This is a genomic window from Blautia sp. An249, from assembly GCF_002159835.1.
Lineage (GTDB): Bacteria > Bacillota > Clostridia > Lachnospirales > Lachnospiraceae > Blautia_A > Blautia_A avistercoris.
The window spans coordinates 151,747-165,814 of the sequence record NZ_NFJL01000004.1; the positions used below are offsets into that span (position 1 = coordinate 151,747).

14 protein-coding genes are annotated in these 14,068 nt (G+C 46.2%); 7 read left to right on the forward strand and 7 right to left on the reverse strand.

Annotation, left to right across the window (positions count from 1 at the left end):
- The first annotated feature begins 119 nt into the window (after nucleotides 1-119).
- The 7 genes from B5F53_RS05785 (at nucleotide 120) to B5F53_RS05805 (ending at nucleotide 5,257) form a co-directional block, all read left to right on the forward strand.
- Nucleotides 120-950, forward strand: coding sequence for a DNA adenine methylase (locus B5F53_RS05785; protein WP_087221168.1), 831 nt, complete (start codon nucleotides 120-122; stop codon nucleotides 948-950).
- Nucleotides 943-1,740, forward strand: a complete 798-nt coding sequence (locus B5F53_RS05790) for a DNA-methyltransferase (protein WP_087221172.1) — start codon at nucleotides 943-945, stop codon at nucleotides 1,738-1,740. The genes B5F53_RS05785 and B5F53_RS05790 overlap by 8 nt, the downstream gene beginning before the upstream one ends.
- Before the next feature lie 253 nt (nucleotides 1,741-1,993).
- Nucleotides 1,994-2,086 carry a putative holin-like toxin gene (locus B5F53_RS20685; RefSeq protein ID WP_330396165.1) on the forward strand — a complete coding sequence of 31 codons (93 nt, stop codon included), beginning with the start codon at nucleotides 1,994-1,996 and terminating at the stop codon, nucleotides 2,084-2,086.
- Between the two features lie 190 nt (nucleotides 2,087-2,276).
- Nucleotides 2,277-2,402 carry a hypothetical protein gene (locus tag B5F53_RS20535; protein WP_275532192.1) on the forward strand — a complete coding sequence of 42 codons (126 nt, stop codon included), beginning with the start codon at nucleotides 2,277-2,279 and terminating at the stop codon, nucleotides 2,400-2,402.
- Nucleotides 2,403-3,148: 746 nt separating this feature from the next.
- A complete protein-coding gene (locus B5F53_RS05795; protein WP_087221176.1) occupies nucleotides 3,149-3,649 on the forward strand; it encodes a QueT transporter family protein in 501 nt (166 codons plus the stop codon).
- Nucleotides 3,650-3,770: 121 nt separating this feature from the next.
- Nucleotides 3,771-4,718 (forward strand): RluA family pseudouridine synthase, encoded by a 948-nt coding sequence (locus tag B5F53_RS05800; RefSeq protein ID WP_087221180.1) that lies wholly within the window; start codon nucleotides 3,771-3,773, stop codon nucleotides 4,716-4,718.
- Nucleotides 4,676-5,257: a M48 family metallopeptidase gene (locus B5F53_RS05805; RefSeq protein ID WP_162610534.1), complete on the forward strand. Its 582-nt coding sequence runs from the start codon at nucleotides 4,676-4,678 to the stop codon at nucleotides 5,255-5,257. Before B5F53_RS05800 ends, B5F53_RS05805 begins: the two co-directional genes overlap by 43 nt.
- Here the strand turns inward: B5F53_RS05805 and B5F53_RS05810 are convergent.
- From B5F53_RS05810 to B5F53_RS05840, 7 genes are all read right to left on the reverse strand, one after another.
- Nucleotides 5,236-6,210, reverse strand: a complete 975-nt coding sequence (locus B5F53_RS05810; protein ID WP_087221186.1) for a Gfo/Idh/MocA family protein — start codon at nucleotides 6,208-6,210, stop codon at nucleotides 5,236-5,238. The two genes, B5F53_RS05805 and B5F53_RS05810, sit on opposite strands and share 22 nt — an antisense overlap.
- Before the next feature lie 70 nt (nucleotides 6,211-6,280).
- Complete coding sequence (locus B5F53_RS05815) at nucleotides 6,281-7,693, reverse strand: MATE family efflux transporter (protein ID WP_087221189.1); 1,413 nt, start codon at nucleotides 7,691-7,693, stop codon at nucleotides 6,281-6,283.
- Nucleotides 7,694-7,712: 19 nt separating this feature from the next.
- Nucleotides 7,713-8,147 (reverse strand): MarR family winged helix-turn-helix transcriptional regulator, encoded by a 435-nt coding sequence (locus B5F53_RS05820; protein ID WP_087221192.1) that lies wholly within the window; start codon nucleotides 8,145-8,147, stop codon nucleotides 7,713-7,715.
- 128 nt (nucleotides 8,148-8,275) lie between these two features.
- Nucleotides 8,276-8,674, reverse strand: a complete 399-nt coding sequence (locus tag B5F53_RS05825; protein ID WP_140398207.1) for a hypothetical protein — start codon at nucleotides 8,672-8,674, stop codon at nucleotides 8,276-8,278.
- A 31-nt stretch (nucleotides 8,675-8,705) separates the two neighbouring features.
- Nucleotides 8,706-8,951 (reverse strand): hypothetical protein, encoded by a 246-nt coding sequence (locus tag B5F53_RS05830; protein ID WP_087221198.1) that lies wholly within the window; start codon nucleotides 8,949-8,951, stop codon nucleotides 8,706-8,708.
- Between the two features lie 27 nt (nucleotides 8,952-8,978).
- Nucleotides 8,979-10,478 carry a ribosomal protection-like ABC-F family protein gene (gene abc-f, locus B5F53_RS05835; RefSeq protein ID WP_087221201.1) on the reverse strand — a complete coding sequence of 500 codons (1,500 nt, stop codon included), beginning with the start codon at nucleotides 10,476-10,478 and terminating at the stop codon, nucleotides 8,979-8,981.
- 405 nt (nucleotides 10,479-10,883) lie between these two features.
- Complete coding sequence (locus B5F53_RS05840; protein ID WP_087221204.1) at nucleotides 10,884-14,033, reverse strand: UvrD-helicase domain-containing protein; 3,150 nt, start codon at nucleotides 14,031-14,033, stop codon at nucleotides 10,884-10,886.
- Between the last annotated feature and the right edge of the window lie 35 nt (nucleotides 14,034-14,068).

Sequence of the window (14,068 nt, forward strand, 5' to 3'; positions counted from 1 at the left end):
ATTCAAGGGGATTCCTCCTGACATAAAGACAGTTGATTTCTCCCTCAGGCAGCAATGTTTTTCTGGATATTTTGTTTTTTTTCCTATATAATAAAATCCTATGATGGAGGAATTATACTATGGAAAAACATCCGATTACGCCTTTTGTAAAATGGGCCGGAGGGAAACGGCAGCTCCTCGGACACATACGAGAACGGCTTCCGAAGACGTTTCACCGTTATTTTGAACCTTTTGTAGGCGGAGGAGCGCTGCTGTTTGAGCTGCTTGCCCCTGACGCTGTAATCAACGACATCAATAAATCTTTGATCAATGCCTACCGGCAGATTAAATCCTCGACAGACCAGGTGATTACGTCTTTATCTGCCCTTGATGAGGCGATTGCAGAAGGCGGAAAATCTTATTATTATACACAGAGGCAGAACTATAACGACAAACTGATGCGTGATGAATATGATGTGGAAATGGCCGCGTTATTTATCTTTATTAATAAACATTGTTTTAACGGTCTTTATCGGGTAAATGGCAAAGGTCTTTTTAATGTTCCCTATAATAATAGTCTTTCCAAATCCTTTGAAGAAGAAAATCTGTACCGCATCGCTGAATATTTAAAAACCATAGAGATCCTGCAGGGTGATTTTCAGACTGCCTGCAGTCTGGCAGAACCGGGTGATTTCATTTTCTTTGACAGCCCCTACGCCCCTTTAAACCCTTCTTCTTTCGAGTCCTATACCAAAGAAGGATTTGATGTGGAAAGTCACAGACGGCTGGCAGCTTTATTTCGCCGGCTTACTGAAAAGGGCTGTTACTGTATGCTGACAAACCACAATACCGATTTCATCAACCAGCTCTATGAAGGATTTCATAAAGATGTGGTTTCTGTTAAGCGCTATATCAACTCTGATGCCAGCAACCGAAAAGGAGAAGAAATTATTATAACCAATTATGAGTGAATTTACCGATAAGATTGTCCGGGTAAGAACCCGCCCTTACTATCAGAGTTCCCGGGCGCAATTATATCTGGGCGATTGTTTTCATCTGTTATCCCGGACACTGCCGGAAAGTATTGATATGATTTTTGCGGATCCGCCTTATTTCTTAAGCAACGACGGCATCACCTGTCAGGGAGGAAAGATGGTTTCCGTAAACAAGGCCTCCTGGGATCAGGGAGCCAACTGGCGGCAGAAACATGAATTTAACCGCCGGTGGATCCGCCGCTGCCGGAAAGTCCTGACTGGCAATGGTTCCATCTGGATCTCCGGTACTCTTCATAACATTTATTCCATCGGCATGGCCCTGGAACAGGAAGGATTTAAAATTATAAATAACATTACCTGGCAGAAGACCAACCCGCCGCCTAATCTTGCCTGCCGCTGTTTCACCCATTCCACAGAAACCATTCTCTGGGCGCAGAAAAATGATAAAAAATCCAAACATCTGTTTCACTATGACTTAATGAAGGAAATGAACCAGGGGAAACAGATGAAAGATGTATGGACCGGTAGCCTGACAAAACCTTCTGAGAAAACAGAGGGAAAACATCCCACGCAGAAACCGGAATACCTGCTGGAACGAATCCTTCTGGCTTCCACCGATGAAAATATGCTGATTCTGGATCCCTTCTGCGGATCCGGCACCACCGGGGCAGTCGCCCTGCGTCTTGGACGGCGTTTTATCGGATTTGATAACGTGGAAGAATATCTGGAAATCAGTAAAAAACGTCTGATAAAAGCAGAATCCTGATTCTTAAACAAGCCTCACATTCCCGGATAAAGGACGAAGTTGGCCTGAATGTACAAACAAGACTCTCCAGTTCGTACATCTGATTCCCATCCAGGATAACGCTTTAATAAGGCTATTATGAAGTTACAGATTTGAGATTGAAGAAACAGCGGCGGCATGGTAATATATGGACAGGGAAACCATAGAGCCGGGCGGCTTACCCTCTGATATTCGGAGGGGCTAACCCTCCAGACGAAAGAAAGGAGGGCTGCCAATGAATGTTACATATTCTGATTTAATTCAGTTTTGTATATTTATTGTTTCCCTTGTCGGTCTGTGTTATCAGATTTTCAAGGGAAAGAGATAGCCGCCAACTACTGGGAATAGTTGACGGCTGACATCATAAAGATGTAATGCTGTAAATTATTCGGGGTAGGCCGCTTCTCTGGCTTTCCCTCTTTTCTATTCTCAATATAGCACATCTGGAAGCAGGATTCAAGCAGATTCCTTGATAAGCTAGTGTAAAGTTACTGTAGGAAAACTAAATAGACAAAAGAATGACGGAAGACGCAGAAGCAAAGCTACTGGAAGAGGCCGTGCAGACCAGCTACTGCAAAGGTGGAGAACAGGTATGCATTACGGAAGAGGCGGTGAGGGATCGCCGTCCCCAAAGAAAGCCCTGAAATACCTTTACATTGACGGAAACCAAATCTGAACCACATCTTAGGTATAGTCTGTCTTTAATTTTCCCACAGTAACTTTACGCTATCAAAAACCACAAAAACCTTGAATCCTGCTGCCAGATGTGCTATATTGAGAATAGAAAAGAGGGAAAGCCAGAGAAGCGGCCTACCCTCAAATAGTTAAGTTAAACTTTTTACAGTCTGGCCGTCACTACTGCGAATAGTGGCGGCTATTTTCGTCTATCCTTGAAAATCTCGTAAACAAGACCGACAAGGGCAACAATGAATATTAAAAGCTGAATTAAATCAGCGTATGTAACATACATTGGCAACGCCCTCCTTTCCTCTTCAGTCTGGAGGGTTAGCCCCTCCGAAAGTAGGAGGGTAAGCCGCCTTTGGCTCCTGGCAAGAAAGCGCAATTCAAAAGAAAAAATACTATGCCGATTTATACGACAATCATCCATCAGATCAGATAATTAACGAGTTCAAAGAATTTCTAGGTAATAAATAATAAAATCCCCCTCACCCGACACACCGCCGGAAAAGGGGGATAAAATTTGCTCTAATATCATTTTGGCATGATTTTGGCGTTCCCTTGACTGTCATCTCTCTTTATGCTATACTGTCCCACGTTGCAAAGCCCATCAAAACCAAGGTCTATCGGGCTTGCCGCCGATTCCCGGCGTTAAATGAATCGAGTGTTCGAGACCTTCCACTCGTAAAACAAAACTAAAGGAGTAATTAAAATGAAAAAACAAAACGTACTGTTCATGACACAGGCTGCTATGATTGCAGCAATCTATGTGGTGCTCACACTTGTGTTTGCCCCATTCAGTTTCGGCGAGGTTCAGATTCGTATTTCTGAAGCGCTGACGATTCTGCCTGTATTTACACCGGCAGCCATTCCCGGCTTATTCGTCGGATGTCTTATTGGCAACTTCGCCGGAGGCGCCATTCTTCCGGATATTATCTTTGGAAGTATCGCTACCTTAATCGGCGCATTTTTCACTTACAAACTCAGAAACCAGAAGCGCATCCTGGCTCCTGTGCCTCCGATTCTGGCAAATATTCTAATCGTACCTTTGGTACTGCGTTACGCCTACGGTGTAGCACTCCCCATTCCTTTCCTGATGCTTACAGTGGGAATCGGCGAAGTCATCTCCTGTGGCGTACTGGGATTACTGATCGCTGCTGCTTTAAGCCGGTATCAGAGTACTATTTTTAAAACTTCCCATGCAGCAAAATAGAATCATTTTTTTACCGTCCGGTCGCTGAAACTGACCGGGCGGTATTTTATTGACAGCCTTTTTTGTGTGTGCTAAATTACTCCCATATATACCTTGAACTTTTGGAAGAAAGGAGGGGCAAATGGACAGACTCTGGAAATTTCAAATCGAGGCAGTCTGGAACCAGCGAACCATTGAAGATTTTCTGAGGCGCCATCTGAATTTTACCCGGCGCCAGATTAGCAGCCTGAAATTCATGGAAGACGGAATCCGCTTAAATGGCCAAAAGGTCAGAACCACATGCCGGCTCCACACCGACGATTGGCTCACTATCCATCTGCTGGATCGAAAATCCGGGGATAAGACCCGAATTCCTTCTGTTTCCCGGACAGCTTTCTCTCCGGTGGTACTGTACGAAGATGAAGATCTCCTCGTGGCCGATAAACCTGCAGGCCTTCCCGTTCATCCATCCCGGGGACACTACGGGGATACCCTTTTGGATTTCTTACGTCATAATTTGTCTGCAGATGGAAGTACCCTCCATCCTGTGGGCCGTTTGGATAAGGATACTGCCGGAATCGTGATGATTGCCAGGCACCGGGCCAGCGCGGCCGCTCTTAGTTCCCAGCTTCAGAACCGGCAGATGGAAAAAACTTATCTGGCTCTCGCAAAGGGAACTTTCGAAGCAAAAGCAGGAGAAATCACTGCCCCCATCGCCCCCAGAGAAGACTGCCTTAACCAAATGGAGATCTCAGAAAAGGGAAAGCCTGCCGTTACCAGTTATCAGGTGCAAAAAGAATACTTCACTTCAGAAAAAGGCTTTCCATATTCCCTGCTGACCTGTCGGCTGAAGACAGGAAGAACTCATCAAATCCGGGTTCACATGGCCTGTACTGGCCATCCCCTTTTAGGCGATCCCATTTACGGAATCACCCCCAATCCCCTTTTTCCTTCGCTGGGATTATGCGCTTTTTCCTGCTCTTTTTACCAGCCATTTACGAAAAAGCGTATCCGGGTAACTACAAAACAGAAAGAATGGTGTATCCTATGGAACGAATTTATGAAATCCAGATCCGGGGAATCCCCGTAAAAGTAGAACGAAAATCGATTAAGCATCTGTACCTTCGCGTCCGGGCAGACGGAAGTGTATCTGTCTCAGCCCCTTTGAGAGTCAGTAAAAAAAGAATTGAACAGTTTGTGGAAGAGAAACTGGAATGGATCTTAAAGCAGAGAAATACCCGTATGACCTCCCCTTCCCCTTCGGAGTCTCCAAAGGACTACCGGAGGAAAATGGAGAATTATCAGCGGATTCTTACAGAGAAATTATCGGTTCTTATTCCCAAGTGGGAGTCTGCCACCGGACTGCATGCCACCCAGTGGAAACTGAGGGATATGAAAACGAGGTGGGGAAGCTGCACTCCTTCTTCCGGCCGTATCCGCCTGAACCTTCAGTTAGCTGCTTACCCCACCCTCTGTCTGGAATATGTGATTGTCCATGAACTGGTTCACCTGAAAATCCCCGGCCATCCAAAAAAATTCTGGGAAACAGTCGGATACTATTTCCCAGAATATAAAAAAGCAAGAGATTTACTGCGCCAGGGTATTCCTTATTCTTCCCCGGGGAACTGAATCTGGAACTTTCCCCGGATCTCATCCAGAATTTCCATAATCCGGATGGTTTCTGCATGAGGCATCTGCGGGCATTCAATTTCGCCTTTTTCCAGCGCTTCCCGGCAGGCCAGCACTTCATACTCATAACCATTGATCTGTTTGGGAACCTGATAGATCGCCGTCATCTTTCTGTCCAGATTAAAGACTCTGATTTCTTCACAGTTATTAATATTCTGAACTTCAATATACCCTTTATCTCCATTGATAACTCCCAGACGATCCGTCTGCGCTACCATCGTGGTATATAAGAAAGCAACTTTCCCATCCTGGAAGTAAATAGTGATACTGTCCTGAGCGTCTACTCCGGTCTCAATCTTTGTACAGGAAGCCTCGATTCTCTCAATCTTATCACCAAATACCATAGAAGCAAAATTAATAGGATAAACTGACAGATCCAGAAGGGCTCCTCCGGCCAGCTCCGGCCGTTTCATCCGTTCCTTATCGGCCATCACGTAACCCAGATTTGCGCTTAAAGAGGTTATCTTTCCGATCACTCCGCTTGCCACCACATCGTCAATCATCTTTCTGCTCGGCATATAACGTGTCCAGATGGCCTCTGTAAGCAGTACCTTCTTCTCCTCTGCAAAAGCAATCAGATCTTTCGCCTGTGCTGCATTCATGGTAAACGCTTTTTCACATAAAACCGCTTTTCCATGTTCGATACACATCTTGGCATGGGCATAATGATGGGAATGGGGTGTGGCAATATAAACCAGATCCACCTGAGGATCTGCTGCCATTTCTTCATAAGAACCATAGGCTTTCTGAAAGCCCCATTTTTTGGCAAAAGCTTCTGCCCTTTCCAGATCTCTTGCCGCCACTGCGTATGCTTCCACAGAATCATCCAGCCCGTTAATGGCTTCCGCCATACTTCTCGCTATATTACCTGCGCCTAAAATTGCTACTTTCATATTTTCATCCTCCAGTTTCCAATCTTCTCTCAAAAGAATAGCATTCTTTTTCTTCCAATACAACCCTCAATCATCTATCGGTTTCCCGGATTTTCCGGTTCAGTTTCCGCATTTCCGGCACAATGAAAAAGGCTACAATCAAAGCTGATGTGGCGTCAGCAATGGGCGCAGAATAGAGGATTCCTCTCAGTCCCATGAAAAGAGGCAGAATCAAAATCAGCGGAATCAGCAGCAAAAGCTGTCTCAGCATGGAAAGTATGGACGCTTTAAGGGGCTGTCCGGTGGCCTGAAAATAATTGGTAGAGACAATCTGAAAGCCTGCACAGAAAATACTGAACAGGTAGATCCTCAGACATTTCACTGCAAAGTCTGTAAACTGGGCGCTCTCTTCTCCGAAAATCCCGATAATTGCTTCCGGCCAGGTCTGACAGACTATCCATCCCAGAAGAATCAAAAGGGTGGCGGCGCCTACAGCCATCAGATAGGTTCTTTTTATCCGGTGGAATTTTAAGGCGCCCCGGTTGTATCCCAGAATCGGCTGGGCTCCGATTCCTACGCCGATTCCCACAGAAGCCATGATCATGGCAATCTTCATCACGATTCCCATAGCGCTTAAGGCCGCATCGCCTCCTATATCGCTTTGATTTCCATAGTATACCAGGGAATTATTCATTACCACCTGCATAATACAGGCCACGGACTGGGTAATCCCGGAAGAAATCCCCAGAGCCAGAAAATCCAGGATCAGCTTGCCTTTCAATCCCATTTGCCTTCTCTGAATCCGCATATGCTGAGGTTTCTTAGAGGGCCGCAGAAAGTATACCGTCAGAACAATCGCTGAAATAATCTGAGATGTGATAGTGGCAATAGCAGCTCCTTTCACACCCCAGTGGAAAACAAAGATATAAACCGGGTCTAAAATCGTATTTAATCCTGCGCCGATTAACATTCCGTACATGGAAAGCCGGGGATGCCCGTCCGTTCTGGCCAGATTGGAAAGTACAATACTAATCAGATTAAAGGGGGTTCCGATCAGAATGATGGACGTATAATCAATGGCATAGGGCATCACCGTGTCCGTCGCCCCGAACAGCCGCAGCAAAGGCTTTAAAAACAAAAGACCTGCCGCCATTAAAAGGATTCCTACAATAATTGTAAAAAGAAAAGCCTGATTTAACGTCTTCTCCGCCTCTTCTTCCTTTTTCTCACCCAGACGGATAGCCGCATAGGCGCTGCTTCCGGAACCGATTAATGTTCCAAAAGCCAGTAAAATGGTCATAATGGGAAAGGCCACCGTGGTTGCCGCATTTCCAAGGTATCCCACTCCCTGACCGATAAAAATCTGGTCTACAATGTTATAAATGGAATTAATAAGACAGGAAATTATCGCCGGTACTGAAAAAGTCAGTAAAAGTTTCCCTATGGGTTCCGTTCCCAGAGGGTTTTCCATTCTGCCAGTTGTCATCTGTTTTGTTTCCTCCATTTTCTTTCCTCCTTGTAAGTTATTTCAAAGCTTCACAGGAATTTTCTGCCATCCGCTCCAGTTGCCGGTAACACCTTTCGGCCTCTTCCGGAGAGAATCCTGCAAACAGCTTTTCCTGCCAGTCATTTCTCAGACGGTATATTTTCCGGATAAAGGGCATGGCCTCTTCCGTTACATATAAATGACGGATCCGCCGATCCCGGGTATCGGTTTCCATCCGGATATACCCAAGCTCTGCCATCTTCTGCACCGCCTTGGTCACGGTTCCTTTATCAAAGTTTCCCTGTCTGGCCAGGTCATACATGGTAATTCCCTCATTTTCATAAATACGAAGCAGAAAAAAATGCTGGCCGCTCCCGATGGGATCCTCTTCCAGAGCCGTATCAAAATAGCGTTTTGTATTGCGCTGTAAAATAGAAATAAATTTTGCAACCGTAACTTTTTGGGGGCTCATTATTTCCCTCCTTTCACAATCTTACTTCCGCATAAAGAAAAGAAAGTTGGGTACGCAACTTTCTTTTCTCTATTATAACGTTATTTAGTTGGACAGTCAACTTTCTTTTTTCCTGAATTCTTCTCTTGTTACCAACTGCATTTTCCACAATTTGTACAATGGAGACAGTCTGATTTATGAATTTGGGGAATCCATGGAGAAACTTCTGTCTCACACGCTCTCAGATCCACCGTCTCCTCTTTATACCGGGTTTTCAGTCCCAGTTTCCCATTGCCCATATCCTTAATCATCAGACAATAGATACAAAACTGTTCCGGATTCATGCAGCTCTGATAAAGGGTGGGCGCCCAGATCTCCCACTGACTTTGCCCCCTCTTTTTTATCCGTATCTGCCCTGCTTTGCTGATAACCTCTGAAATTCTCCCATCCGGGGCAAACTGTATCCCGGGAGTCGGGGTACACGGATAGCTTTCTTCTGTTCTGCCCGCAATTTCCTGCAGAATCTCCTGCAGCTTTTTCTCTTCCACTGTCACTGTCTCTCCTCTCTGAAAATATGCATCATCGGAAGTTTTTCTTAAGTTCTTTCACCAGAATGTCTTCATAATCCCCTTCAATGTCCTGACTCTTTCCCGTATGAAACAGATTCGTTTCTACTCCGCAGGGCGTATCCCCGTCTGAGAATTCCCAGATATGATAACTTAATCCTCTGTGCAGGAAATCTATACTTCCGCAGTTATCCTCCTCCCAGTAATGATATTCAATTCCCAGTTCTTTTAACGTTTTCTGTGTGTTTTCTAACCGCATACTATCCGCTCCTTTTTGACTTATTTTTTAAAACGAAATCACTTTTGTCCCGCATTTTTCTGCAAAAACCCGATCGTGTTCCACAATCAGCATGGTAGGTTTATATTCCAGAATCAGGTTCTCAATCTGCATCCTGGAAAAAACGTCAATATAATTAAAAGGTTCATCCCACAGATATAAATGGGCCGGCTGAATCAGACTCGCCGCAATTAAAACCTTCTTTTTCTGCCCCTGAGAATACGTCTCCATAGGCCTTAAAAATTGCGCTCTGTCAAAATCGAGCTGTCTCAGCAGGGCTTTAAACAGACTTTCCTCCATCTCCCTTTCTCTCAGGAAGTCCTCCAGAGGCCCCTGTAACCAGGAAGTATCCTGACTCATATAAGAAATTTTTAACCCGCCGGGAATCTCCAGAATTCCCGTATGAGACACATTCTCTCTGCCCAGGACAGCCTTTAACAAGGTGGATTTTCCACATCCGTTCTTTCCCTGCAGGAAAACCCGTTCTCCCTTTCTAAGCTCCATCTGAAAATCTCGGATCACCTCTTTCTCTCCGTAAAAAAGGGATAAATCCTTTGCCCGGATATAAACTTCTCTTGGATGCGCAAGGGGCATCAGCTTTAAAGAAACGGGAGTTTCCAGGTTCTTTAACAGACTGGATTTTTCCTCAATCATCTTCTCCTGCCGCCGCTTCAGGTTTTTCCTTCTCTGCTGCATCTTCCTGGACTTTTCTCCCAGATAGGCTCTGGTCCCGATATTGCGGTTGGTATCTTTCTCTGGTATATAGCCAATCTTTCTGCTCTCCGAGGCGTCCGCCCAGCCGGAAGTCCGTCTGGCCGCTTCCTGAAGCCTTTTAATCTCTCCCTTATGTTTTTCATTTTGTGTCAGTTCAAAATGATCTCTTCTTTGCTTATTCTCCCACCAGGTGCTGAAGTTCCCCTTTTCCACCTGAATCTGGTTTCTTTCCAGACTTAATATGTGATCCACACAGGCGTCCAGAAAATTCCGGTCATGGGAAACCAGGATAAATCCTTTCTTTCTGCCTAAATAGCTGCAGACGATCTCCCTTGCCTGACTGTCCAGGTGATTGGTAGGCTCATCAATCAAAAGGAAGGCATTTTCCCCGGAGAAAAGAGCCGCCAGCATAACCTTCGTCTGTTCTCCGTAACTCAGCGTCTCAAAAGGCTGATACAAAATTTCCCCATTCACCTTCAGCAGCTCCAACTCCCGGCAGATCTTCCATAATTCCACATCCGGTTTCAGGCTTTCCACCACTTCCAGAGTCATTTCTTTCTTTTTTTCTTCCGGCACTTCATAGGGAAAATACTGAAATTCACAGGGTGCGTCAATCACTCCCTTATATTCGTACTCTCCTTTGAGAAGTTTCAGAAACGTAGTTTTCCCTTTGCCGTTTCTTCCGATAAATCCCAGTTTCCAACTGGTATCCACATGAAAAGATACATCCTCAAACACATTTTCCCAGCTTCCCTCATAACAAAAGGTCAGCCCCGCCACACGGATTTGTGACATCTGCATCACTCCTTCATAAAAAAAGGAACCGCCCGTTATCCGGCGATTCCCTGAATTCCTGTCTGAGCGGGTATCTTTCCATATAAAAAAGGATCTGGAAAACCTCCGTTCTCCAAATTATAAAGAAACCCCATGAATCTAAATCTATCCTTTGATAACGCGGCAATTCCCCAATACGTTCGTACTGGTTCCTGATTTATTTACCTGTTTTCAAAAAATAGATTTATAATCATGCTTTCACCTCTTTCTCTGCAGTTCATCATACCATATCTCTATTTCTATGGCAATCCCTTATCGCACGATCTTTCCTTCTTTAATTCCACTCATCCATTCTAAGATATGCTTCTGAAATAAGAGAATATCGGGATTTGTCTCCTGCTCCCTGCGGGTCAGCATATAGGCGGATTATTCAAACAAACTCATCTGATGTCCATATTCTTCCGGCTTTTTCCTTCCGGCCTTTTCCCGGTGCAGAATTTCTTCTGACAGCCCTGCCAAAAACGGGGATTCCTCTTTGGCTCCTGTCAGAATCAGTTCCTCCTTGGCTCTGGTCATTCCCACATAGAGAAGCCGTCGCTCTTCCTCAACATCGATCTCCTCCCTTTTTCTCTCCAGGGGAATTTTCCCTTTCTCTGCACCGTAAATGACAACCACCGGAAACTCTTTCCCTTTGGCTCCGTGAAGAGTCGTCAGAGTTACCGCATCGGCCGCATATTCCTTTTTCGGACACCGCTTCAAATCACTTTCCGTTCCCAGAACCAGGCTGTTTAGAAATTCCTTCATCGTCTTATAGAAGACGGCCGTCTCTTTTAACTGACGGACTGCTTCCTGCTCCTGAAGCTCCATGGTCTCCATCCACAGCTCCATAAACTTCTGGGGCTTCTTCTTTTGCCATGGACTCAGAAACTGCTCCCTGGCTGTCTGTAAAACCTGTTCCGCCATAGAATCTTCCTCCAGATTCCACAGCAGTCTGGCTGCCTGTTCTTTTGCATAAGAATTTTCCGGCTCTTCCAGATAACGGAAGAAGCAGATGCTTCCTCTGACCTTCTCATCCTGCAGAAAGTCATCCCTTCCTGCAACCACATAGGGAATCCCCTCCTGCTTCAGACATCGCTCCAGCAAGTCTGCCTGACGGTGGGTCCGGTAGAGAACGGCGATTTCTCCGAATCCCCGCACCTTTCTGTCCTGAAACTTCCAGGCTCTCTCCTGGGCTTCCAGCATTCCCATTCCGCCCACCAGCCGGTTGATTTCCTTTGCTGTAAAGACGGCGGCGGCAAACTCATCTGCCGTGTGCACCATTCTTACCGGTTCCCCCTCTTCCCGATTCCCATGCAAAAGGCGTTCCCCACCCGGGTTTTGAGAAATCACTTCAGCGCCCGCTCTTAAAATCCGGGGCGAACAACGGTAATTCTCCTTTAGCCGAATCCGGTGCATATCCGGAAAATCCCGGGCAAGTTTCCGGAAACATTCAGCATCAGAACCCCGAAAACCATAAATGGCCTGATCCGGGTCTCCGATTGCAAATATTTCTCTGCCGACTTTATTCCATTCTTTTATCAGTTCATATTGAACAGGATTTACATCCTGAAATTCATCCACCAGCAGGTAAGTAAACGGCTGTCTCCAGTCGTCCCTTTCCTTAAGGCTGCGGGTTAGTTTCAGGGTCTCCAGTAAAAGCCCGTCAAAGTCCAGCAGATTTCTCTCCTTCAGATACTGTTCATAGGCTTTTACAGCCTTTTCCCAGGTTTCCTCCGCTGCTTCCGGCTCCTTTCCGCAGGCTGTCCGGGCGCGCCGCTCCAGAAACTCTTTAGGAGTAAGGTTCCCTTCCCATCCGGCCAGAACTTCTCTGGCTGCTTCTTTTGCCTCTTCCTGATCCAGGAGGGTAAACTCCCTTCCCCGGGCTTTTAAAAAGTCCAGACAGATTTTATGGAAGGTTCCCACCTGTATTGTCCGAAGAGAACGTTTCTTCCCCAGTTTTCTTTCCAGTCGTTCTCTGATCTCTCCGGCTGCCTGGTTGGTAAAGGTAACGGCTGTAATCATGGAGGGCTTTACCTTTCTGTTTTCCAGCAAATAGCAAAGGTGGGAAATCAAGGTCTGGGTCTTCCCTGTGCCGGGTCCGGCAATCACGGCAATCCCTCTTTCCTGGGCACGGACTGCTTCCATCTGCTCTTCATTAAAGCAAATCTCTTTCTCTTCCTTTGTTTCTTTCGGAGTTGCCTTTGGGGAGGAAACGGGCAGTTCCCTGGTCTTCGCCTTTTCTTCCCTCCGGGAGGGCGTATCAAGCAGGCTGAAGAAATCCATCTGGCCTTCCAGGTTATTTAATTCCCCGGATCCAAAAAAGCGAATGGTTCCGTACTCCCCGTCGAAGCCTGGAATTCTCTCCACCTTTCCCTCCCGCAGTCTCTGGATTCCCTCTCCGATCAGATGGCCTGCCACAGAGGCAATTTCTTCCGTGGGAATTGTTCTTAGAATCTCAAATTCCGGGCCCAGTTTCTTTAACATCCCTTCGTATTCCTTCTGCACCGCCTTGCTGGACGGGGCATGTCCCACAGCGGATCCGATAATTTCCGGAAGGGGCACCAGACTTTCAAAGGCTTTTGCATCTTTTTTCTCATACCCTTCCTCTCTGTCTGCAAGCTGCTCCACCCGGTGAGATACCCCTATGGTAATCTTCCTTCCGCAGACAGGACAGATTCCCTGATATTTCTCTGTCTGGGAAGGCGTCAGACACAGGTTGCATTTTCTGTGCCCGTCCATATGATATTTCCCCTCTTCCGGGAAAAACTCTATGGTTCCGTAAAGTCCTTTTCCTTTCTGAATGGCCTCATAAAGCCCCTGATAAGACATTTCTATATCCAGCAGATTGGCTTCTCTTCCCAGCTTCGCCGGAGAATGGGCATCGGAATTGGAAATCAGATGGAACTTATCCAGGGCCGATACTCTCCAGTTCATAGGGGGATCGGAAGACAGACCCGTTTCCACTGCATGAATGTACGGGGTTAAATCTTCGAAACATTCTTCTGCCGAATCGAATCCGGAAAAGGCTCCGAACATGGAGAAATGAGGCGTCCAGATATGAGCCGGCACATAGATCCCCTCCGGGCTTATATCCAGCATAATTTCCAGAAGATCCCGGCAGTCCAGTCCCAAAATGGGACGTCCGTCTGAGTGAATGTTCCCCACATTCTCTAACTTCCCGGAAACTTTCTGTGCCTCTTCAAGTCCGGGCAGGAGAAGAAGGCTGTGAACCTTTCTCACCCGGCCGTTTTTCTTATAAATGGAACTGATTTCTCCAGTAATTACAAACCGGGGCCGGAAACTGTCTGTAACGGACGCATCCCGGATGCGGTATTCTTCTTTTAACACATAAAGCCCATCCTCCGCAGGTTCAAGCTTTTCTTTCAGCTCTTCCCTCCACTGAGGATGGGTAAAATCACCGCTTCCCACAAGATGAATGCCCTTTTTTCGCGCCCATAAATCCAGATACTCCGGCGTACAGTCTTTACTGGTTGCGCGGGAGTACCTGGAATGGATATGTAAATCTGCAATATACATGCTAATTCCTCTTCTTTCGTAAATGTTTTTCCCAT

Excerpts from the sequence above, each read along its gene's own strand:
- B5F53_RS05820 (WP_087221192.1), bottom strand. The coding sequence starts at position 8,147 with ATGAGCCCCCAAAAAGTTACGGTTGCAAAATTTATTTCTATTTTACAG.
- B5F53_RS20535 (WP_275532192.1), top strand. The coding sequence starts at position 2,277 with ATGACGGAAGACGCAGAAGCAAAGCTACTGGAAGAGGCCGTGCAGACC.
- B5F53_RS20685 (WP_330396165.1), top strand. The coding sequence starts at position 1,994 with ATGAATGTTACATATTCTGATTTAATTCAGTTTTGTATATTTATTGTT.
- B5F53_RS05840 (WP_087221204.1), bottom strand. The coding sequence starts at position 14,033 with ATGTATATTGCAGATTTACATATCCATTCCAGGTACTCCCGCGCAACC.
- B5F53_RS05810 (WP_087221186.1), bottom strand. The coding sequence starts at position 6,210 with ATGAAAGTAGCAATTTTAGGCGCAGGTAATATAGCGAGAAGTATGGCG.
- B5F53_RS05830 (WP_087221198.1), bottom strand. The coding sequence starts at position 8,951 with ATGCGGTTAGAAAACACACAGAAAACGTTAAAAGAACTGGGAATTGAA.
- B5F53_RS05785 (WP_087221168.1), top strand. The coding sequence starts at position 120 with ATGGAAAAACATCCGATTACGCCTTTTGTAAAATGGGCCGGAGGGAAA.
- B5F53_RS05815 (WP_087221189.1), bottom strand. The coding sequence starts at position 7,693 with ATGGAGGAAACAAAACAGATGACAACTGGCAGAATGGAAAACCCTCTG.
- B5F53_RS05800 (WP_087221180.1), top strand. The coding sequence starts at position 3,771 with ATGGACAGACTCTGGAAATTTCAAATCGAGGCAGTCTGGAACCAGCGA.
- B5F53_RS05795 (WP_087221176.1), top strand. The coding sequence starts at position 3,149 with ATGAAAAAACAAAACGTACTGTTCATGACACAGGCTGCTATGATTGCA.
- abc-f (WP_087221201.1), bottom strand. The coding sequence starts at position 10,478 with ATGTCACAAATCCGTGTGGCGGGGCTGACCTTTTGTTATGAGGGAAGC.
- B5F53_RS05790 (WP_087221172.1), top strand. The coding sequence starts at position 943 with ATGAGTGAATTTACCGATAAGATTGTCCGGGTAAGAACCCGCCCTTAC.
- B5F53_RS05805 (WP_162610534.1), top strand. The coding sequence starts at position 4,676 with ATGGAACGAATTTATGAAATCCAGATCCGGGGAATCCCCGTAAAAGTA.